Source organism: Arthrobacter sp. NPDC058130 (assembly GCF_042884475.1).
In the GTDB taxonomy this organism is placed as follows: Bacteria; Actinomycetota; Actinomycetes; order Actinomycetales; family Micrococcaceae; genus Arthrobacter.
Genome location: NZ_JBHVTV010000001.1, coordinates 18,796 through 39,005 on the forward strand (window position 1 = coordinate 18,796; position 20,210 = coordinate 39,005).

Annotated in this window: 18 protein-coding genes; 8 read left to right on the top strand and 10 right to left on the bottom strand. The window is 67.8% G+C overall.

The annotated features are described in order from the left end of the window. Positions 1-34: 34 nt before the first annotated feature. Genes ACFVTM_RS00105 through ACFVTM_RS00115 form a run of 3 tightly spaced genes read right to left on the bottom strand, consistent with a single transcriptional unit; the run spans position 35 to position 3,973 of the window. Complete coding sequence (locus ACFVTM_RS00105) at positions 35-1,183, bottom strand: mannitol-1-phosphate 5-dehydrogenase (protein WP_390201287.1); 1,149 nt, start codon at positions 1,181-1,183, stop codon at positions 35-37. Then, positions 1,183-3,186 carry a PTS mannitol transporter subunit IICBA gene (locus tag ACFVTM_RS00110; protein ID WP_390201288.1) on the bottom strand — a complete coding sequence of 668 codons (2,004 nt, stop codon included), beginning with the start codon at positions 3,184-3,186 and terminating at the stop codon, positions 1,183-1,185. The genes ACFVTM_RS00105 and ACFVTM_RS00110 overlap by 1 nt, the downstream gene beginning before the upstream one ends. Before the next feature lie 58 nt (positions 3,187-3,244). After that, on the bottom strand, positions 3,245-3,973 hold the full coding sequence (locus ACFVTM_RS00115) for a TetR/AcrR family transcriptional regulator (RefSeq protein WP_390201289.1): 729 nt from the start codon (positions 3,971-3,973) through the stop codon (positions 3,245-3,247). 185 nt (positions 3,974-4,158) lie between these two features. Between ACFVTM_RS00115 and ptsP the strand changes: the two genes are divergently transcribed. The 3 genes from ptsP to ACFVTM_RS00130 all read left to right on the top strand — a co-directional run bounded on the left by ptsP (position 4,159) and on the right by ACFVTM_RS00130 (position 6,724). Continuing rightward, positions 4,159-5,844 (top strand): phosphoenolpyruvate--protein phosphotransferase, encoded by a 1,686-nt coding sequence (gene ptsP / locus ACFVTM_RS00120; protein ID WP_390201290.1) that lies wholly within the window; start codon positions 4,159-4,161, stop codon positions 5,842-5,844. An 82-nt stretch (positions 5,845-5,926) separates the two neighbouring features. Next, the gene (locus ACFVTM_RS00125; protein WP_390201292.1) at positions 5,927-6,340 is read left to right on the top strand and encodes a helix-turn-helix domain-containing protein; all 414 of its coding nucleotides are present in this window, start codon (positions 5,927-5,929) and stop codon (positions 6,338-6,340) included. 153 nt (positions 6,341-6,493) lie between these two features. Then, positions 6,494-6,724, top strand: a complete 231-nt coding sequence (locus tag ACFVTM_RS00130) for a hypothetical protein (RefSeq protein WP_390201293.1) — start codon at positions 6,494-6,496, stop codon at positions 6,722-6,724. A gap of 3 nt (positions 6,725-6,727) precedes the next feature. Here ACFVTM_RS00130 and ACFVTM_RS00135 read toward each other — a convergent pair whose 3' ends face one another. Next, entirely contained in the window at positions 6,728-7,948 is a 1,221-nt protein-coding gene (locus tag ACFVTM_RS00135) for a PucR family transcriptional regulator (RefSeq protein ID WP_390201295.1), read from the bottom strand. 245 nt (positions 7,949-8,193) lie between these two features. Between ACFVTM_RS00135 and ald the strand changes: the two genes are divergently transcribed. Then, entirely contained in the window at positions 8,194-9,312 is a 1,119-nt protein-coding gene (ald, locus tag ACFVTM_RS00140; RefSeq protein ID WP_390201296.1) for an alanine dehydrogenase, read from the top strand. Positions 9,313-9,403: 91 nt separating this feature from the next. Here ald and ACFVTM_RS00145 read toward each other — a convergent pair whose 3' ends face one another. Together ACFVTM_RS00145 and ACFVTM_RS00150 are read right to left on the bottom strand one after the other, a co-directional pair. Further along, positions 9,404-10,483 carry a Gfo/Idh/MocA family oxidoreductase gene (locus ACFVTM_RS00145; protein ID WP_390201297.1) on the bottom strand — a complete coding sequence of 360 codons (1,080 nt, stop codon included), beginning with the start codon at positions 10,481-10,483 and terminating at the stop codon, positions 9,404-9,406. A gap of 43 nt (positions 10,484-10,526) precedes the next feature. After that, a complete protein-coding gene (locus ACFVTM_RS00150) occupies positions 10,527-11,171 on the bottom strand; it encodes a TetR/AcrR family transcriptional regulator (protein ID WP_390201298.1) in 645 nt (214 codons plus the stop codon). Between the two features lie 127 nt (positions 11,172-11,298). Between ACFVTM_RS00150 and ACFVTM_RS00155 the strand changes: the two genes are divergently transcribed. From ACFVTM_RS00155 to ACFVTM_RS00165, 3 genes are all read left to right on the top strand, one after another. Then, a complete protein-coding gene (locus ACFVTM_RS00155) occupies positions 11,299-11,862 on the top strand; it encodes an NAD(P)H-dependent oxidoreductase (RefSeq protein ID WP_390201300.1) in 564 nt (187 codons plus the stop codon). A gap of 176 nt (positions 11,863-12,038) precedes the next feature. Beyond that, complete coding sequence (locus tag ACFVTM_RS00160; RefSeq protein WP_390201301.1) at positions 12,039-13,331, top strand: PLP-dependent aminotransferase family protein; 1,293 nt, start codon at positions 12,039-12,041, stop codon at positions 13,329-13,331. A 102-nt stretch (positions 13,332-13,433) separates the two neighbouring features. After that, the gene (locus ACFVTM_RS00165) at positions 13,434-13,862 is read left to right on the top strand and encodes a universal stress protein (protein ID WP_390201303.1); all 429 of its coding nucleotides are present in this window, start codon (positions 13,434-13,436) and stop codon (positions 13,860-13,862) included. Positions 13,863-13,866: 4 nt separating this feature from the next. Here the strand turns inward: ACFVTM_RS00165 and ACFVTM_RS00170 are convergent, their stop codons facing one another. Further along, positions 13,867-15,501: an AMP-binding protein gene (locus ACFVTM_RS00170; protein ID WP_390201304.1), complete on the bottom strand. Its 1,635-nt coding sequence runs from the start codon at positions 15,499-15,501 to the stop codon at positions 13,867-13,869. Positions 15,502-15,775: 274 nt separating this feature from the next. On the opposite strand from ACFVTM_RS00170, the gene ACFVTM_RS00175 reads away from it, so the two are divergent. Continuing rightward, entirely contained in the window at positions 15,776-16,114 is a 339-nt protein-coding gene (locus ACFVTM_RS00175; protein WP_390201305.1) for a hypothetical protein, read from the top strand. 148 nt (positions 16,115-16,262) lie between these two features. On the opposite strand, the gene ACFVTM_RS00180 is transcribed toward ACFVTM_RS00175, so the two are convergent. Genes ACFVTM_RS00180 through pdhA form a run of 3 tightly spaced genes read right to left on the bottom strand, consistent with a single transcriptional unit; the run spans position 16,263 to position 20,065 of the window. Then, a complete protein-coding gene (locus ACFVTM_RS00180) occupies positions 16,263-17,825 on the bottom strand; it encodes a dihydrolipoamide acetyltransferase family protein (protein ID WP_390201306.1) in 1,563 nt (520 codons plus the stop codon). A 9-nt stretch (positions 17,826-17,834) separates the two neighbouring features. Further along, on the bottom strand, positions 17,835-18,815 hold the full coding sequence (locus ACFVTM_RS00185) for an alpha-ketoacid dehydrogenase subunit beta (RefSeq protein WP_390201307.1): 981 nt from the start codon (positions 18,813-18,815) through the stop codon (positions 17,835-17,837). Beyond that, a complete protein-coding gene (pdhA, locus tag ACFVTM_RS00190; protein ID WP_390201308.1) occupies positions 18,815-20,065 on the bottom strand; it encodes a pyruvate dehydrogenase (acetyl-transferring) E1 component subunit alpha in 1,251 nt (416 codons plus the stop codon). Before pdhA ends, ACFVTM_RS00185 begins: the two co-directional genes overlap by 1 nt. Positions 20,066-20,210 lie beyond the last annotated feature (145 nt).

Here is a 20,210-nt window from a genome sequence, read left to right on the forward strand (position 1 = left end):
GGGAGTTCCGGCGCCGGCCCAGCTAGGGCGTTGATCAGACGATCGTCTTGGCTTCCTCAACGAGCGAGGAGACGGCGGCGAAGAGCGGGTGGTCCGGCGCCAGGCCAGTGATCTTCTCCGTGGCCTCGTCCGGCGAGGACGCGGAGAGGATCTTCGCCAGCTCCACGGCCTCGGCGTCCGCCGGGTCATTGAAGCGCAGGGCCGCGGCGATCGCCCCGAGCAGCGCTTCGGGGACAATTCCGCGTTCGGCCAGCTCGGCAGCGGGGCCGATGAAGCGTTCGTTCCGGCTGAGCTTGCGCAGCGGGGCACGGCCCACCCGGTTGACGGTGTCCGGCAGGTGCGGGTTGGAGAAGCGGCCCAGGATCTTCTCCACGTACGCCTCCTGATCCCCGCGGTTGAAGCCGTGCTTGGCCACCAGGAGCTCCTTGGTTTCGTCCAGGACGGAGCGCACATCGGCGGCGACGTCCTGATCGGCCATGGCCTCGGAAATCTTGCCCAGGCCGGCCTCGAAACCGAAATACGCCGCGGCAGCGTGGCCCGTGTTGACGGTGAACAGCTTCCGTTCGATGTACGGCCCCAGATCGTCCACGAAGGTCGCGCCCGGGATCACCGGCTCCTTCCCGGCGAACGGGGTACGGTCAATCACCCACTCATAGAACGTCTCCACCGTGACGTCCAGGCCCTGCCCGGCGTCCTGGTTGGGCACAATCCGGTCCACCGCCGTGTTGGCAAACACGGCGGCGGCGTCCAGGGACCCGGCGGCCGGATCCCACTGGGCGGCCACCTCGGCCTTCAGGATGTCGGTTGCGTTGATCGCGTTCTCGCACGCCATAACTTGCAGCGGCGCCAGCCCGGCTGCCCGGGCGGCGATCCCCTTGGCGATCAGGGGCGCCACGAACTTCAGGATGTGCGGACCGACGGCGGTGGTGACGATGTCCGCCGTCGCGATTTCCGCGACGACGGCGGCTTCCTGCGTGCCGGAGTTCAGCGCACGGAAGTTCTCGACGACGCGGACGGCGGGGCTGTCCCCCACCTCGTGGACCTGGTAGCTGTCCGCTGCGGCCAGCTGGGTGATGAGGGCGTCCGCGACGTCGGCGAACACCACCTCATACCCTGCGTCGTGCAGCAGCAGCCCCACGAAACCGCGGCCGATGTTTCCGGCTCCGAAATGCACGGCCTTCACTAGGAGTTGACCTTTCCGAACAGGGCCAGCACTTCGTCAACCGTGGTGGCCGCCTCGAGCTGGGCCACCTGCGCCTTGTTGGTGAAGACCTTGGCGATCGAGGACAGGATGTGCAGGTGTTCGTTGTTGACGCCGGCCACGCCGACCACGAACTTCACTTCCTTGCCGTTCCAGTCGATGCCGTTCGGGTAGCGGATCACGGACACCGCGGACTTCATGATGTGGTCCTTGGCGGCGTTCGTGCCGTGCGGGATGGCGAGGAAGCTGCCCATGTAGGTGGAGACGGACTCCTCGCGTTCGTGCATGGCGTCAACGTAGCCGGAGTCGACGGCGCCGCGGTCCAGCAGGAGCTGCCCGGCCTCGTCGATCGCGGCGTCCCGCGTGGTGGCGGTGCCGTTGAGGACGACGCTTTCGGCCACCAGGATGCCCGCGGGACCCGCCTCGGCGTCCGCGTCAGCCTCGGCGGAGGCCTCGGCGGTGCCGCCGGCGGCAACACCGGTGGCAGCACCCGCCGCGGCCGGGGCCGCTGCAGCATCCGCGCCGACTCCGTCCGAGTTGCTGGCTTTGACCAGCTCCACGATCTCGTCGTACCGCGGGCTGTTCATGAAGTTGTCCACAGAGACATGCACGGCGCTGGCGGTCGCGGGCTTGGCCCGCTCGGTCAGGTCCTGGTGGGTGATGACGACGTCGTACGTGTCGCTGAGGTTGGCGATTGCGGAGTTGGTGACCTTGACGTCCGGGAAGCCGGCCGCCTTGATTTTGTTCCGGAGCACGGAGGCGCCCATCGCGCTCGAGCCCATTCCGGCGTCGCACGCGAAGACGATGTTCTTGATCGGAGTCGCGAGGACGGCGACGCCGCTCGCGCCCACGCCCTCACCGATCAGGGCCGCGGAAACCGAGCTCTTCTTGCCCTTCAGCGCTTCCATCTTGTGCGTGGCTTGGTCGAGGTCGTCTTCCGCGGGTGCCTTGCTGGCTTTCAGGATCACCGAGCCGATGAGGAAGGACACTGTAGTGGCGAACAGCACGGAGAGGGTCACGCCGACGTAGCTGTCGCGTGCGGTGGAGGCGTAGACCGCAATGATGCTGCCCGGGGCCGCCGGGGATCGGAGTCCGGCGCCGGTGACCACCAGGGTGAAGATGCCCGTCATGCCGCCGCCGATTGCCGCGAAGATCATCATCGGCTTCATCAGGACATACGGGAAATAGATCTCATGAATGCCGCCGACGAACTGGATCACGGCTGCGCCCGGCGCCGACGCCTTGGCCAGACCCTTGCCGAAGAACGAGTAGGCGAGCAGGACGCCGAAGCCAGGACCGGGGTTGGCTTCGAGCAGGAACAGGATGGACTTGCCCTGCTCGAGCGCCTGCTGGGTGCCGAGCGGGGTGAGGATGCCGTGGTTGACGGCGTTGTTCAGGAACAGGACCTTGGCGGGCTCGATGAAGATGCTGGTAAAGGGCAGCAGTCCGTTCACCACAAGGAATTCGACCACGGCGCTGGCGCCGTTGCTGAAGGCCTTCACGATGGGGCCGACCACCAGCATGCCGACGACCGCCATGGCGGCGGCCAGGATGCCTGCCGAGAAGTTGTCGATCAGCATTTCGAAGCCGGGCTTGACGCGGCCTTCCCAGATCTTGTCCGCCTTCATCATCAGCCACGCGGTGAGCGGGCCCAGGATCATGGCGCCGATGAACATGGGGATGTCGGTACCGACGATCACACCCATCGTGGCCACCGCACCAACCACGCCGCCTCGCACGCCGTAGACCATCCGGCCACCGGTGTAGCCGATCAGGAGCGGGAGCAGGTACGTGATCATGGGCCCGACCAGCTTGCCGAGCTCCGCATTGGGGAAGAAGCCCGCCGGGATGAAGAGCGCTGTGATAAAGCCCCACGCGATGAAGGCGCCGATGTTGGGCATGATCATTCCGGACAGGAACGTCCCGAATTTCTGGATGTGCACCCGCACGCTGGTCTTTGGTTTCGCAACTGTCTCTGTTGCCATGTGAGTTCCTAACCGTCATTCCCGCTGCTTTGCAGGATGGTCCGATAATTTCGCCGAGCTAGCTGGTGGAGCTGGTGGAGATCCGGTGGAGCCACTCGAGGAAGAGCTTGAGTTCCGAGCTGGAGAGCTGGTCCGAGTGGGACGCCTGGAGTGCTGCGTTCAATGCGATTGCCGCCACAACCACGGAGGATTTTCCGCTGTCATCAGGGCCGTTGTCCTGGGCCTGCTCGGTGGAAACGGCAAAGATCATGGCGTCGCGGGTCATGGCGGAGAGTTCGAGGTTTCGCTCCGGCACCTTTTCCGCGATCAGCATGAGGGTCACGCCCACGTTGGCCGCCAGAATGGACCTGGCCGCCTCTTTGGGCGGGACGTTGAGCTGGCCGGCGACTGCCGCCTTGTTGAGCATCTCCTCCATGAGGGCCTCGGCATCGGCGACGATCGCCGGCCGGCTCTCAGGGCGGATATTGCCAAACATGACGAGGTACAGTTCCGGCTGTTTCAGCCCGAACTGGACGTGGTTGTCCCACATCCTGCGGATGTCCTCCAGCGGTTGGCCAGAGGGCGCGAAGTCACGTTCGCCCGCGACATATTCGTCAAAACCTGCTGCGACGACGGCGTCGAACAGCCCTTCTTTGTCACCAAAGTGGTGGTAGAGGGTCGGTGCGGTAACACCGGCCAGTTGTGTGATCTGGCGGGTCGAGACCGCGGATCCGCCCGAGTTGGCCAGCAGCTCGGCGGCCGCGCGCAGCAGCCGGGCCTTGGGTGGTAGCTGGCCATCGATACTCATAACCGCTACCCTAGCACCTATAGCAACGCTATATGAACTGCATCACATACAATTTTTGCAGGTGCCGTGACCCGCCCGTTGACGTAGCCGTCAGCCGCGGTCAGCCATGATCAGCAGGGTCATTGGCGGCACCTGGCTTACCGGCTTACTGGCCACTGGCCTACGACAGAGAATGAGGACCTTCAGTGCAGAACTTCCCAGGAGTAGGCGTCAGCCCCGGCCGCATCATCGGCACCATCCGGCAGATGCCCAAACCGATCAGCGAACCGCCCGCCGGAGAGCAGCTTCCCGCCGGCATCACGGCGGAAGAGGCGACGGCGGCCCTGAAGGCCGCCGCGAAGTCCGTCCACGACGAACTCAAGGCCCGCTCCGAGACCGTCACCGGCGACGGCAAGGCCGTACTGGAGGCCACGGCCCTCATGGCCACCGACACCATGCTGCTCAAGTCCGCCGCCAAACTGATCGGCCGCGGCACCTCCGGGCAGCGGGCGATCTGGGAGGCCGGCGCCTCCGTCTCGGAAATGCTGCACAATCTGGGCGGCTACATGGCCGAACGTGCCACGGACGTCCTGGACGTCCGGGCCCGGATCGTGGCGGAACTGCGCGGGGTTCCCGCGCCGGGCATTCCCGTCTCCGCCACCCCGTTCATCCTCGTCGCCGAGGACCTGGCCCCGGCCGATACCGCCACCCTGGATCCGGAAAAGGTCCTTGCCCTGGTCACCGCCGGCGGCGGCCCGCAGTCCCACACGGCCATCATCGCCCGCTCGCTGGGCCTGCCCGCCGTCGTGGCCGCTGCCGGAGTGGACGAGCTCGCCGACGGCACCGAGGTGTACGTGGACGGCGCGGCCGGCCTCATCACCGCGGACCCTGAGGAATCCCAGCGCGCGGCCGCCGCCCACTGGGCCGCCACGGCGTCGCTGCTGGCGGCCTTTGACGGGACGGGCACGACGGCGGACGGCCACCTCGTTCCGCTGCTCGCCAACGTCGGCGGCGCCAAGGACGCCGTCAAGGCGGCCGGCCTGAACGCCCAGGGCGTCGGGCTGTTCCGGACCGAGTTCTGTTTCCTGGAGCGTGACACCGAGCCGACCGTGGAGGAACAGGCCGCCGCGTACCAGGGCGTTTTTGACGCCTTCCCGGGCAAGAAGGTGGTGCTCCGCACCCTCGACGCCGGTGCGGACAAGCCGCTGCCGTTCCTGACCGACGCCACCGAGCCCAACCCGGCCCTGGGCGTCCGCGGGTACCGGACCGACTTCACCACGCCCGGCGTCCTGGAGCGCCAGCTGCAGGCGATCGCCCTGGCCGAGAAGGCATCCGAGGCCGACGTCTGGGTGATGGCCCCGATGATTTCCACAGCCGAGGAAGCAGCCCGTTTCGCGTCCCTGTGCGCCGCGGCAGGAATCAAGACCCCCGGCGTCATGGTGGAGGTCCCCTCGGCCGCGCTCACGGCAGAGTCCATCCTCCGCGAAGTCGGCTTCGCCAGCCTGGGCACCAACGACCTCACCCAGTACGCCATGGCCGCCGACCGCCAGCTCGGCCCGCTGGCCGCCCTGAACACCCCCTGGCAGCCGGCCGTGCTGCGGCTCGTGGGCCTGACAGTGGAAGGTTCGGCGGCCGAGGGCCACAACAAGCCCGTGGGCGTGTGTGGCGAGGCTGCGGCGGACCCGGCCCTCGCCGTCGTCCTCACCGGGCTTGGTGTCACCACACTGTCCATGACGGCGCGTTCCATCGCGGCCGTCGCAGCCGTGCTGAAGACCGTCACCCTGGCCGAAGCGCAGGAGCTGGCCAAGCTGGCCCTCTCCGCGCCGAGCGCTACCGATGCCCGGGCCTGGGTCCGGGCAAAGCTGCCGGTGCTGGAGGACCTGGGGCTGTAACCATTGGTGCCACCGGCGGGCCCGCCGGCGGACCCATCCGCTTCGCCGCGGCCGCCAGAACACGAGCCGCTAGGATGCACTCATGGCACTGATAGCTCCCCGGGTGACGGCCGGCCTCCCGGCCGAGGACGCGCAGAAACTCAAGTACGCCCTCGACGGCGGCCACGACATCACCGTATTTGTTGACGGCACCGTCCACCGGCTGCCGCCCGCGGCGAGGGACGCCGTCGTCGACCTGCTGGGCCGCTTCAGCCGCGGTGAGGCGGTTACCGTCAGCAGCGTCGAGGAGATGCTGACGACGTCCCGGGCAGCGGAGCTGGCGGGGATCTCGCACACGTACCTGCGGAACATGACTGACCGCGGCGAAATCCCGGTCGAATACCGGGGGACGCACCGGCGGATCCGGCTGGCCGACGTCATGGCCTGGCTCGAGACGCAAAAGAAGATCGGTCCGGGCGCCGCGCCGGGCAGCCAGGACGAAGGCCCAAATGACTAGCGACCAAAAATGGCTGGCGACCAAAAATGACTAGCGAACAGATGCTTCATGACGCAGTGATAAGGATCAAGCAACGATCGCTCGCTTGCGCGGAAACACTGATATGCCGCGGGTTAAGCTTGCTTTGTGGGTAAATTCAGAGGGTGGCACATCATGGCAGGCATCGCCGCGATGCTGCTCGCTGGCATCCTCGGAACCGCCATGGGCCTGAACAATACCGCCACGTATTTGGCCAGCGGCGTCGCTTTTGTTGCGGTGTCGCTGTGGGTGGACAGCCGGATTTCCCGCCACCGCGACGCCGTCCGCAGGGCCGGCACCGGGCCTGAGGCGGGCTCCGACACCGGACTGGCCCTCGACACGGACTCCTCCAAGCGCGAAGGCTGAACCCTAAATCCGAGGCCGGCCCGCCCAGCGCCGCGCCTTGAGCGCAGCATGAAGTTCCAGCCGCACCATTCCCTTCAGCGGGTCAACGCCCAGCAACTGGCGGATCCGGCCGAGCCGGTTGTAGATGCTGCTCCGGTGCAGGTGCAGCTTGGTCGCGACTTCCTGGACTGAGCCGTCGTTGTCATAGAACAGCTCCAGCACGGGCAGCAGCTCGCGGTTGCGGTCATGGTCCTCGAGGATGCGGAAATACACGGATCCCGCGTCCGCCCAGGCTCCCGCCCCGCCGCCTGCCGAGGCCAGGAGCTGGTAGACGCCGGTGGCCCGGCAGTCAACCAGTTCGCCCAACTGCGGATCCACCGCCGCGGCCTGGGCCGCCTGCCGTGATTGCCGGTAGGCCTCGGCGAGTTCGCGTGGCTTCGCGAATCCCTCACTCGTGCCCAGGATGATCCGCCGGACAGTGCGCCCGGAGCGCTTGGCGAGTTCCAGCTGGTAGTGGACCAGCACCTGGGCATGGTCCGCGCGTCCCGTGGATTCCTTGAAGAGCACCACCGCGTGGGTTTCGGTGCCGGCGCTGAAAAGTGCGGCGTCCACGCCGATGGTGGCCTGCAGCGCGGCGGAGCGGTGAATGAGGGTGTCGGCGATGGGGTCCGAGCCGCCGGCCCAGCCGTCTGCATCCAGGACGGTCACCAGCTGCCAGGGCCCCTTGCCCTGGACCTCTTTCCAGCCCGCCACGGCCGCCACAGCGTTGGCCTCACCGGCGCAGGCGGCCAGGAATTCCTGTTCGCGGCGGCGGCGGAACTCGGACTCGGCCGTATTGGAATCCAGCAGCAGGAAGGAGAGCTGTTCCAGCTCCGGCGCCACGTCCTGCAGCTGGGACAGGACGGTCGCGGCGCTTGGCTCCTCGGCGTCGAGTTGGACCCACAGGTACCCCACCCGGAAGCCCCGCACCAGCAGCGGCACGCACACACGGCCCAGCATGCCGAGATCCGCATTGGCCGGGACCACGACCGGCCGGACCGCCGTCGCAATCCCGTGGGAGAGCTGCCAGGCGATGACGTCCACGGGGACCCGCTTGCTGAGCAAGAAGTTCACCCGGACACGGTCGGCGTGCGATTGGTTGGAGCTGTAGGCGAGCAGCAAACCGTCGAGGTCCTCGAGGGAGAGTCCGCGGCCCAGCCGTTGCGCCACCTGCTCCACGAGCTGCTCCACGTCCTGCTGCTGCATCCTGCCAGACTACTGCCCGCCCCGCCGCACTGCGAATGCATTCGGCGACGGACACCAGCCGACACCTGACGCCCGCTCGATCGACAAATGTCTATCCCCGGATTTGAGAAACCCCGGAATCACGCGGCGGGCGCGCTGCACCCGTCGGCCGCTCCTGTCGCGTGCCTCACAGCGGGATTTATTCTGGAAGTACGAAATCCCCCGCTCATCCCGGCCCACGAGGCCCTCACTACTGGAGCCAACAAATGATCATCGGTGTACCCAAAGAGATCAAGAACAACGAGTTCCGCGTCGCCATCACAGCAGCTGGCGTCCACGAATTCCGCACCAACGGCCACGTGGTCCTCGTCGAGCGCGGCGCGGGCCTGGGTTCCGGCATCACGGACGAGGAATACGCGATCGCCGGCGCCGAGATCGTCGCCGAGGCCGACGACGTCTGGGGCCGCGCCGACATGGTGATGAAGGTCAAGGAGCCGGTCAAGGCCGAATACCACCGCTTCCGCAAGGGCCTGATCCTCTTCACCTACCTGCACCTGGCCGCCGAGCCTGAACTGACCCAGGAGCTGATCAACTCCGGCGTCACCGCCATCGCCTACGAGACCGTCCAGGAAGGCCGGACCCTGCCGCTGCTGGCTCCGATGTCCGAGGTTGCCGGCCGCCTGTCCGTGCAGGTGGGCGCCACCTCCCTGATGGCCCCTGCCGGCGGCAAGGGCGTGCTGCTCGGCGGCGTCCCGGGCGTCCGTCCGGCCAAGGTTGTTGTCCTGGGCGCTGGCGTTGCCGGCACCAACGCCGCCGCCATGGCCCTGGGCCTGGGCGCCGACGTCACCATCCTGGACATCAACATCAACCGCCTCCGCGAGCTGGACGCCCAGTACCAGGGCCGCCTGAAGACGGTCGCGTCCAACACGTACGAGATCGAGAAGTCCGTGGTCGACGCCGACCTCGTCATCGGTTCGGTCCTCATCCCCGGCGCCAAGGCCCCGAAGCTCGTCACCAACGAGCTCGTGTCCCGGATGAAGCCCGGCTCCGTGCTGGTGGACATCGCCGTGGACCAGGGCGGCTGCTTCGAGGACACCCACCCCACCACGCACCAGGAACCGACGTACAAGGTCCACAACACGATCTTCTACTGCGTCGCCAACATGCCCGGCGCCGTCCCGAACACCTCCACGTACGCGCTGACCAACGTCACCCTGCGCTACGCGGTGTCCCTGGCCAATCTGGGTGTCAAGGCCGCCTTCGACCGCGACCCCGCACTGGCCTCCGGCCTGAACATCGCCGGCGGCAAGGTTGCCCACCGCTCGGTCTCCGAGGCGCACAACCTGCCCCTCGTCGCCGACTGGCACGAGCTGGTCTCCGCGTAACCCTGCGGAGTTAGCATCGGCTGCTGCGTAACCGCCCTTTTGGACCCCCAGAACGGCACTTACGGAGCAGCCGATTGCTGTTTAAGGCTGGCTAAGCGCGTTCGGCCAGGGCCCGGGCCTGTTCGATCAGCCGCAGCACCTCAACCGGGCCCGCGGGGTCGACCGGGACGGGCAGCGCCGAGCCGGCACCGCCGTCGGCGATCTTTGCCGCGAGAATCCGGTAGAACTCCGGGTAGGCGCCGCGTTCGGTGGGCAGCCGGTCCAGGTGCCCGTCGCGCCCCAGCAGCCCAGCCCAGTCCGGGTCCTCGACGCCGTACCCGGCATCCAGCGGGCTGCCGCCGGCCACAATGTAGGGCTCCTGCGGGTCCACGCCGTGCTTGGTGAAGCCGCCGTCGCTGCCCAGGATGCGGTAGCGCGGCCCCTGCTGGGCGCACAGCATGTTCATCCACAGGTGGCTGATCACCCCGGAACTGTGCTGCAGGGCCACGAAGACGTCGTCGTCAGCCTTGCTTCCGGGCCGCCGGGCCGCCAGTTCCGCGTGCACGACCGTGGCCGGGCCAAAGAGCTGCACCGCCTGGTCCAGCAGGTGGGTGCCGAGGTCAAACAGCACGCCGCCGCCGTCGCCCGCAGTGGCGGCCGCCTTCCACGCCTTGGGGACGTCCGGCGACCACCGTTCAAAGCGGGACTCAAAGCGGGCCACGGTGCCAAAGACGCCGCTGTCCAGCAGTCCGCGGACCGTGAGGTAATCGCCGTCCCAGCGCCGGTTCTGGAACACGGTGAGCACCCGTCCCAGCCCGGCCGCGAGGTCAATGAGTTCCCGCCCCTCGGCGCTGCTGACGGCGAACGGCTTGTCGACGACGACGTCGAGCCCGGCTTCCAGCGCGGCTTTCGCGAGCGGATGGTGCGTGGCCGGCGGCGTGCCGAGCACCAGCAGGTCCAGTTCACCGGCGAGCTCCAGGAGTCCGGCCGGAGTGTCGACGATCCGGGCCGCAGGGTAGCTTTCCGCGGCGGCAGACTGCCTGCCGACGTCGGATGTGGAGATGGCATCCAGCGAATAGGCGGCATTTGCGGCGATGAACGGCGCGTGGAAGACGCTGCCGGAGAGGCCGAAACCGGCGACGGCGGTGCGGATGGGCCCACTTGTTTGGTCGGTCGCTGAATCGTTGCTCATGATGCCTAGGCTACCGCTGTGAGCGAGATCAAACCCGAGCCGATCAACCTCGACGGCCTGGCCCGCCCACCACTCGCGTGACGAGCTCCCGCCAGTTTTCCGTGAGCCGCTCGGGCGCAATCCCGTGCACGCCGACGGAATGGAGCAGGAGTTCAGGCTCCAGGGCGGCCCCGAGGGCCGACGCCATGAGCCACGGGTCCGCCGTCACGCCGGCTTCGCGCAGCAGCATCTCAAGGTGCCGGTGCCAGAGGACGGCCGGCGGGACGTCGAACCTGTTGTAGGCCGAGGCGTCGGCCGCCCGTGCCAGCTCCCCGAACTCCAGGGTCCAGGCGATGCGGGCTGCACCGACGGCGATCAGCCGCTCCAGGGGCGGCGCGCCGGGACCCACCGGAGGCGGACCGAACATGAACCGGCCCTGGAATTCGGCCTCCGCGTCACTCAGGAGCGCCACCATCAACCCCGCGCGGCTGCCGAACCGCCGGAAGACCGTCCCCTTGCCGACCCCGGCGCGCTGCGCCAGCCGGTCCATGGTGAGCGCGTCGACGCTGGATTCCTCAACGATTTCCCGGGCGGCGCAGAGCAGGAGCTCCCTGTTGCGCACCGCGTCACGGCGGCCGGAGTCTGCGGCGGGCGTGGCGGCGCGCCCACCCCCGGGCTGGGCACCGGGACGGATCGGGATGAGGCTCACACCGCTGATTCTAGCGCCCCGGAATATAACCGGACCACAGTCCGTTTAGCATGGGTGAAGGCCCCCCAAGCCTCCACGATCCGCCAGCCGCCGGAACCATCCAGCGGCGTGATGCACAGGAGTACACATGTCCAAGAAGACCATCCTCACCCTCGTCGGCAGCCTTCGCGCCGGTTCCACCAACCTGCAGCTGGCCGAGGCCATCCAGCTCAATGCCCCCGAACAGGTGGACGTGGTCATTCACGAGAGCCTGGGCAACATCCCGTTCTACAACGAGGACATCGACGTCGAGGGCCAGGTTCCCGCGGCGGCCGCCGCCCTGCGCGCTGCCGCCAACGACGCCAACACCATCCTGCTGGTCACCCCGGAACACAACGGCACCGTCCCGGCCTCCCTCAAGAACGCGATCGACTGGCTGTCCCGCCCGTTCGGCGCCGGCGCCCTGTCCGGCAAGCCCACCGCTGTTGTCGGGACCGCCTTTGGCCAGTTCGGCGGCGTGTGGGCCCAGGACGAAGCCCGCAAGGCCGTCGGCATCGCCGGCGCCCAGGTCCTAGAGGACGTCAAGCTGGCGGTTCCCGGCTCGATGGTCCGCTTCGCCGAGGTCCACCCGAAGGACGACGCCGAAGTTGTCGAGCAGATCAAGGGCGTGTTCGACGCGCTGGCCGAGGCCCGCACCGCCGAAGCGGCCTAGGCCCCCCGCGCACCGCTCCACCCCGCAACACCCAGATGGCCCCCGGCAGCATGCAGCTGCCGGGGGCCTCTCGGATTCCGGCCAGCCTTGGGCTTGGTCCTGCGCCTTGGGCCCGCGTGCGCGCATCTGACAACAATCGTTTTCCCCCGGGCAACATGGGTAGTATCCTTGGGAATGTGACCCACGAAACACTTGATGCCGCCGCAGCAGTACTTCCGGCCGAGGCCATTGACGCAATCGAACGTGCGGCTACGTCCGCCCACCGCCACGAGATCCTGTTCTCGGAGCGCGCAGCAAATATCAAGCAGTCGGCAGTCCGGGACGTTTTCGACATCTCGATGCGCCCCGGCCTCGTTTCCCTCGCCGGCGGAAGCCCCTACCTGCAGTCCCTGCCGCTGGAACGACTTGGCCAGACGGCCGCGAAGATCATCGCCGAACAGGGCATGACCGCCCTGCAGTATGGCAGCGGCCAGGGCACCGAGGAACTCCGTGCCCAGATCTGCGAGGTGATGGCAGCCGAAGGGATCCTGGACGCCGACCCCGCGAACATCGTGATCACGGCCGGCTCGCAGTCCGCCCAGGATGTGGCCACCAAGGTCTTCTGCAACCCCGGGGACGTGGTCCTCGTGGAGGATCCCACCTATGTGGGCGCCCTCAACACGTTCGAGGCCTACCAGGTGGAAGCCCAGGCCGTGCCGATGGACGACGACGGGATCATTCCGGATCTCCTCGAGGCCAAGATCGCCGCCCTGCAGACCGCCGGCAGGAACATCAAGTTCCTCTACACAATCCCCAGCTTCAACAACCCGTCCGGGATCACCCTGTCCGCAGAACGCCGGCAGTCGGTGGTGGATATATGCCGACACGCGAATATTCTGGTGCTGGAGGACAACCCGTACGGCCTGCTGCGCTTCGACGGCAAGCCGCTGACACCCTTGCGGGCAGCCAATCCGGATGACGTCATCTACATGGGGTCCTTTTCCAAGATCTTCGCCCCGGGCCTGCGGATCGGCTGGGCCCTCGTTCCAGCCCACCTGCAGCGCCGCTACTACCTGGCGTCCGAAGCCGTCACCCTGTGTCCGCCGACGCTGAACCAGATGCTGGTTTCGGCCTATCTGCGTGACTATGACTGGCTCGGCCAGATCCAGACGTACCGCGGGCTCTACAAGGAACGCTGCGAGGCCATGCTTGCCGCCCTGGCCGAATACATGCCGGACGGACTGAGCTGGACACGCCCCGACGGCGGCTTCTTCGTGTGGGTCACCCTGCCCGACGGCGTGGACACGTACCCGTTGCTGAAAAAGGCGATCGATGCCGGCGTCGTCTTCATCCCGGGAGCGGCCTTTACGTCCTCGGACGACACCTCGAACAAGATCCGGCTGGCGTTCAGCGCGGTGCCGCCGGAATCGATCCGCGAAGGAGTGCGGCGACTCGCGCCGGTCCTGCGGGAAGCAGTGGCTGCGCTGTAGCGTCAAGACCTGTAGCGTGACGAGCCTTGGCGCGAAGACCGGTAGCGTGAAGACCGGCAGGGCTCATTGAACGGCAATACCCAACGACAGAGGGAGCGGTCCATGACCGGAATTATCGTTGTCGGCGTCGACGGCAGTGAGACTGCCCTGCGGGCGGCGCACACTGCCCGCGACCTCGCAGCATCCGTGGGGGCGACACTTCACGTGGTGAGCGCCTTTGACAGCGACAGGACCGAGGTCTTCGGCAGCGGCAGTGACCAGTGGATCGTTTCGGACGCCGGCAACGCGGAGAAGGTCGCGCGGACGGTCGCGGACAGCCTGCGCCGCCCGGACGCCAATGTCACCTACGCCGCCGCGCGGGGCAAGCCCGCCGAGGCCCTGATCCGCGAAGCCGAACGGACCGGGGCACGGATGATTGTGGTCGGCAACCGCCGCATGTCCGGGATCGGCCGCGTCCTGGGGAGCGTTGCGAACAGTGTGGCCCACAACGCCCCCTGCGACGTCTACATCGCCAAGACCGACGTCGGCTAGGGCACTACAGCTTCCCCGGCGCGGCGCCGGGCACCGGGTCTGGCGCCGCGGCCGGCTCGGCGACCTTGAGCATCCGCCGCAGGATCTTTCCTGAGGCGGACTTCGGCACGGCCTCGATAAACTCCACGCGGCGGATCTTCTTGAACGGCGCCACCTTGGCCGCCACGAAGGCCATGACAGCCTCCAGGTCCAAGGCGTCGCCGTCCGCGCCGGGCTGGCGCACCACGAACGCCTTGGGCACTTCCTGGCCGTCGGCGTCGAGGAATCCGATCACCGCCGAGTCGGCGATCCCGGGGTGGGTGAGGAGCAGCGCCTCAAGCTCCGCCGGGGCGATCTGGTAGCCCTTGTACTTGATCAGTTCTTTGAGCCGGTCCACGATCGTCACAACGCCGTCCGCCCGCACCATGGCGATGTCCCCGGTCTCCAGGAAGCCGTCCGCGTCCAGGGCGTCCGCGGTTTCCTGCGGCCGGTTCAGGTAGCCGAGCATCACGTTCGGCCCGCGGCACAACAGGTGCCCCGGCGCGCTGGTTCCCTCTGCCGGAACGGGGATGTCCTCCCCCGTGGCCGGGTCCACCAGGCGGCACTGCATGTTTGGCACGGTGTATCCGACCGAACTGACGGGGACGTCACGGACGTCGCGCGGAATGAGGTGCGATACCGGGCTCATCTCTGTCATGCCGTAGCCCTGCAGCACCCGGCAGTCGAGGCGTTCGGCCAGGCGGCTGCCCAGCTCCCCGTCCAGTGGCGCGGCGCCGGAGAGCGTGGTGTGCACCGAGGTGAGGTCGTACTCGGCAACCAGCGGGTGCTTGGCCAGCGCCACGGCCACGGGAGGCGCGATGAACAGGTAGCTGCACCGGTGGTCCTGGATGATCCGCAGGAACTCGGGCAGATCAAACCTGGGCATGGTGACGAGCCTGGCCCGCTGGCGCAGTGCGAGGTTCAGCAGGACGGTCAGCCCGTAGATGTGGAAGAACGGAAGCAGCGCCATCAGCCGGTCCTCGGGACCGACGTCGAGCAGTCCCCGGGACTGTTCCACGTTGGCGACCAGGTTTCGGTGGCTGAGCATGACGCCCTTCGGCCTGCCGGTGGTGCCGGACGAGTAGGGCAGCACGGCCACATGGGTAGCGGGATCGAACGAGACGCTCGGCGCCGGGGCGCCTGCGGCGAGCAGGTCGGCCAGCGCGGGGTGGCCGTCGGCGCCGTCGAGCACCACGAGCCGCGACGCCGGGATCCCCGTCGTTTCGGCTGCCTCCCGGGCGGCGGGCAGCAGCGCCGAGACCGTGAACAGCCAGTCCGCACCGGCGTCGGTGAGCTGGTTGGCGATCTCGTCCGCCGTGTACAGCGAATTGATGGTGGTGACCGTGGCGCCCGCCCGCAGCAGGCCGTGGAAGACGGTGGCAAAGGCGGGGATGTTGGGACACAGGATGGCCGCCACGCCGTTCACGCCGAGGCCCTGGGCGGCCACCGCACCGGCCAGGGCATCAATCTGCCCGCGGAGCGTACGGTACGTGGTTTCCGCACCGCTGGCACCGTCGACGACGGCGACCCGGTCCAGGTCCTCCTCCGCCAGGCTGCCGAAGAGGTAGTCGTAAATGCTGAGACTGGGAACATCGACGTCGGGGTACGGGCTTGAAAACACGCAACATCTCCTTTGATCCGCGTCCGCCCGGGCTGTCGGCGGCTGGTGCCACTCTAGTGCCGTGGTGCGGCTCCGGGACAGGATGGCGCTGACTTGGCTGTGCGCGGGCTTGGCTGTGTTCGGACTTGGCTGTGTTCCGACTTGACGAGGATCACCCGGCCCCGTGGGCAGCTTCACCACCGTTTTGATTCCCGGGCCGGAGCGGCTCGGTAAAATGGGAAGTGCCCTGCGATGGTGCGGACATCCACAAACCCCACCTACCGAGGGAACCCCAATGCTCACTCTTCAGCGCCGCCAACTGGTTGGCCACGACATCCTGCTGGCCCGTCACGGCAACCACATCAGTGCCATGCGCGTGGACCGCGGTGCCGGGCGCGTTGTGGCGTTCCTGGATGACGGCTCAACCGACAGCGCCCCCAACCTGATTGCGCCGGGCCTGCGCATGCCCGACACCGTCCGCAGCGTGCTCCGCGAGGACTGGAAATTCCTCACCGGGATCAGCGCGTGCAGCGTAGGACTCGCGGGCCTGATGTTTGCCGCCTCCGCGGCCCTGGCCAGTTTGAGCGGCGATCCCGCGATGGCCCAGGTGCTGGCCGCCTACTCGGGAAACTGAGCCGGCCCGGCCAGTCGGCCCGACCAGACCCGGTCTGACACGGGCCCGCCGGAAACAGACCCGCCTGACAAAGGCAGAACCCCGCCGCTGACTCGTTCAGCGGCGGGGTTCCGTCGTTTCCGGCTGGTTTCCCGGCTGGCCCGGCTGTTTAGTCCAGTAGCAGTGCCGGCTCTTCGAGGATGGCGGCGACGTCGGCCATGAATCGGGCCGAGAGGTCCCCGTCCACCACGCGGTGGTCGAAGGAGCCGCCGAGGGTTGTGATCCAGCGCGGAATGACTTCGCCGTCCAGGACCCAGGGCTTTTGCTTGATGGTGCCGAACGCCACGATCGCGACCTCGCCCGGGTTGATGATCGGCGTGCCGGTGTCGATCCCAAGGGCGCCGATGTTGGTCACGGTGAGCGTGCCGCCCCGCATCTGGGCGGGCTGGGTCTTGCCGGCCCGCGCCGTGGTGGCGAGCTCGTTCAGGGCCAGGGCCAACTGCTTGAGCGAGAGGTCCTGGGCGTTCTTGATGTTCGGCACCATCAGGCCGCGGGGCGTGGCTGCGGCGATGCCCAGGTTCATGAAGTGCTTGACGTGGATCTCCGCGGAATCGCTGCCGTCCGGGTTGTCCACCCAGGTCGCGTTGACGCTCGGGTTTCGCGCCGCGGCCCAGATGACTGCCTTGGCCAGGATCAGCAGCGGGGAGACCCTGACGCCTTCGAAGTCGCGGGAGGCCTTCAGGCGCTTGACGAATTCCATGGTGCGGCTGGCGTCGACGTCCACAAAGATGCTGACGTGCGGTGCTGAGAATGCCGATTCCACCATGGCCTTTGCGGTGGCCTTGCGGACCCCCTTGACCGGGATGCGTTCGATCCGCTGGTCCTGCGGGCGGCCGGATTTGCCCCAGAACGAGTCCGCCTGGTCCACCTCGGCGTCGCGCTGGGCCTGGTAGCTCACCAGGTCCTCGCGGGTCACCTCGCCGCGGGCTCCGGTGGGTACGACGTCGGCCAGGTTGATCCCGAGGTCCCGGGCGATCTTGCGGACCGGCGGCTTGGCCAGCACCTTGCCGACCAGGCCGCTGATGGCGCCGCCCAAGGTGGGGCGCAGGTCAAAGGCGTCGGCAGCGCCGGCCGATGCCGCAGTGGTCGGAACGGCGGTCACGTCGGCGGTCTCGCCAGTTGGGCGGCCGACGGCGGCCGTCTCGCCGGCCGGGCCGGTCCAGGTGTCCTGGGCTTCTTTAGGCTCGGCCGCCGGGGCGGCTGCACTGGAGCCTGCTTGGGCCGGCGGGGCGGAGATCCGCCGGCGGCGCTTGACGGCGTCGGCCTTGGGGCCGGATCCCACCAGCGGACCCGCGGCCGGGCGGCCGGCTGCCTCGCCGGCATCGGACGTGTCGGCCGGCAGGGTGCCGTACATGGGTGCTGCGACAGTCGGAGCCGGGGCTTCGGATGCTGGGGCGGCAGGTGAGGGGGCCTCAGGTGCCGGGGCTTCGGCGGCGTCGCTCACGCTGATGATCGGCGTGCCGACTTCCACCGTGACTCCCTCGGAAACCAGCAGCTCCGTGACAGTCCCCGCGAACGGTGAGGGCAGTTCCACCAGGGACTTGGCCGTCTCGATCTCGCACAGGACGTCGTTGATGGCAACGGTATCGCCGGCCTTGACCTTCCAGGCGACGATTTCGGCCTCCGTCAGCCCTTCGCCGACGTCGGGAAGGTTGAACTTATTGAGCGTCATGGGTCCTCGTCAGTACGCCAGGGCGCGGTCGAGCGCCTCAAGGATGCGGTCGATGTCCGGCAGGTAGTCTTCTTCGACCTTGGCCACGGGATAGGGCATGTGGAATCCGCCGACACGGATGACGGGGGCCTCCAGCGAGTGGAATGCCCGTTCGCTGATCCGGGCGGCAATTTCGCCGCCGATGCCGCCGAACGTGGGGGCCTCGTGGGCCACGATCAGCCGGCCGGTCTTCCGAACCGACGCCGTGACGGTGTCGAAGTCGATCGGCGAGATGGAACGGAGGTCGATTACCTCGACGCTGTGGCCGTCCTCGGCGGCGGCCTCAGCCGCAGCGAGGGCCACGGGCACCAGCGGCCCGTAGACGACGACGGTGGCGTCGGTTCCCTCGCGGAGCACATGCGCTTTGAAGGGGTCCGCGGACGCGCCGGGGGTCTCGGTGTCCACCTCGCCCCGGAGCCAGTAGCGGCGCTTGGGCTCGAAGACGATCACGGGATCCTGGCAGTCGACGGCCTGCTGGATCATCCAGTAGGCATCGTGCGGGTTGGACGGCGTGATGATGCGCAGGCCGGCCGTGTGGGCGAACAGCGCCTCCGGCGATTCGGAGTGGTGCTCGATCGAGCCGATGCCGCCGCCGTACGGGATGCGGATGACGACCGGAACGGTCAGGTTGCCGTTGCTGCGCGAGTGCATCTTGGCCAGCTGGGTGGTGATCTGGTTGAACCCGGGGAACACGAAGCCGTCGAACTGGATCTCGCAGACCGGCTGGTAGCCGCGCAGGGAAAGTCCGATCGCAGTGCCGATGATGCCGGATTCGGCCAGCGGGGTATCCACCACGCGGTCGGCGCCGAATTCGGCGATCAGCCCGTCCGTGACGCGGTAGACGCCGCCGAGGGCTCCGATGTCCTCGCCCATGAGCAGCGAGCGGGGGTTGTTGTTCAGCGTCGCGCGCAGGCCCTCGTTGATGGCCTTCGCAATGGTCATGGTGGTCATTACTGGGCCCCTGTCTCTGCTCCGGCGGGTTCCGCCTGGTCGGCGAACCCTGCGCTGTATTCCTCGAACCAGGCCAGCTCCTCGGCCACCAGCGGGTGCGCCTCCACGTACGTGTTGGCGAAGGCGGTCCGGATGTCCGGGGTTTCCAGGTCGTGGGTGGTCTTGCGGACATAGGCGGCGAGCTCGTCGCCGTCGGCCCTGACCTTCTCGAAGAAGGCGTCGTCCGCGAGGCCCTCGGCGCGGAGGTACTTTTCCAGGCGTTCCAGCGGATCCTTGGCCCGCCACACGGTTTCCTCGGCGGATTCACGGTACTTGGTGGGGTCATCGGCCGTCGTGTGCGCCCCGACGCGGTAGGTGAACGCCTCGATCAGCACGGGACCGTTGCCTTCGCGGGCCTGCTCCAGCGCCCACTCCGTGACGGCGTGCACGGCGATCACGTCATTGCCGTCCACCCGGATGCCGGGGAAGCCGTAGCCCTTGGCGCGGTTGGCGAGCGGGATGCGCGTCTGCACTGAAGTCGGCACGGAGATGGCCCAGTGGTTGTTCTGGCAGAAGAAGACCACGGGCGCCTGGTAGGACGAGGCGAACACCATGGATTCGTGGACGTCCCCTTCGGAGCTGGCGCCGTCGCCGAAGTAGACCATGACGGCGGCCTTCGGCTCCGCGGCCTGTCCCGTTTCACCACTGGCGATCGCGTTGGCTGCCGCCAGCTTCTGGTCCCGCTGGATGCCCATGGCGTAGCCGACGGCGTGCGGGGTCTGGGCGGCCAGGACCAGCGTGTAGACGTGGAAGTTCGTGTCCTTCGGGTTCCAACCGCCGTTGGAGACGCCCCGGAACTGACGCAGCAACTCGGCCAGGTCCACATTGCGGGTAAGGGCCACGCCGTGCTCGCGGTAGGTCGGAAAGATGTAGTCCTGCGGCTGGCTGGCCCGGCCGGAGCCGATCTGGGCAGCCTCCTGGCCCGTGAGCGGAACCCACAGGGCCAGCTGGCCCTGCCGCTGCAGGGCGGTGGCTTCCACGTCGAAGCGGCGGATCTTGGCCATGTCTGCATAGAAACCGCGCAGCGTGCCCGGATCGAGCCTTTCGGCGTACTTCGAGAAAACCGGATCAGAGCCCAGGGTGCCGTCGGGGCCCAGCAGCTGCACCATCGGCTCGGCCGGGGCGCCCAGTTGGGCCTCGGCTTCCGCCTCGAGCTGGTCATCCATCTCGGTTCCGTCGAACTCGGTAGAGGGCAGATGTGTGGCGCCCATACCGTCTCCTTGCTTGCCGCATCCGAATGCGCCGCAATCGCTGGGATATATGCCGGGCTGGGAATACATTCCGCATCCGGCATATATTTTGGCTTACTCGTCCTTACTTTATCCGCACGGGGCGGCCAGGACCCGTCATGTTAAG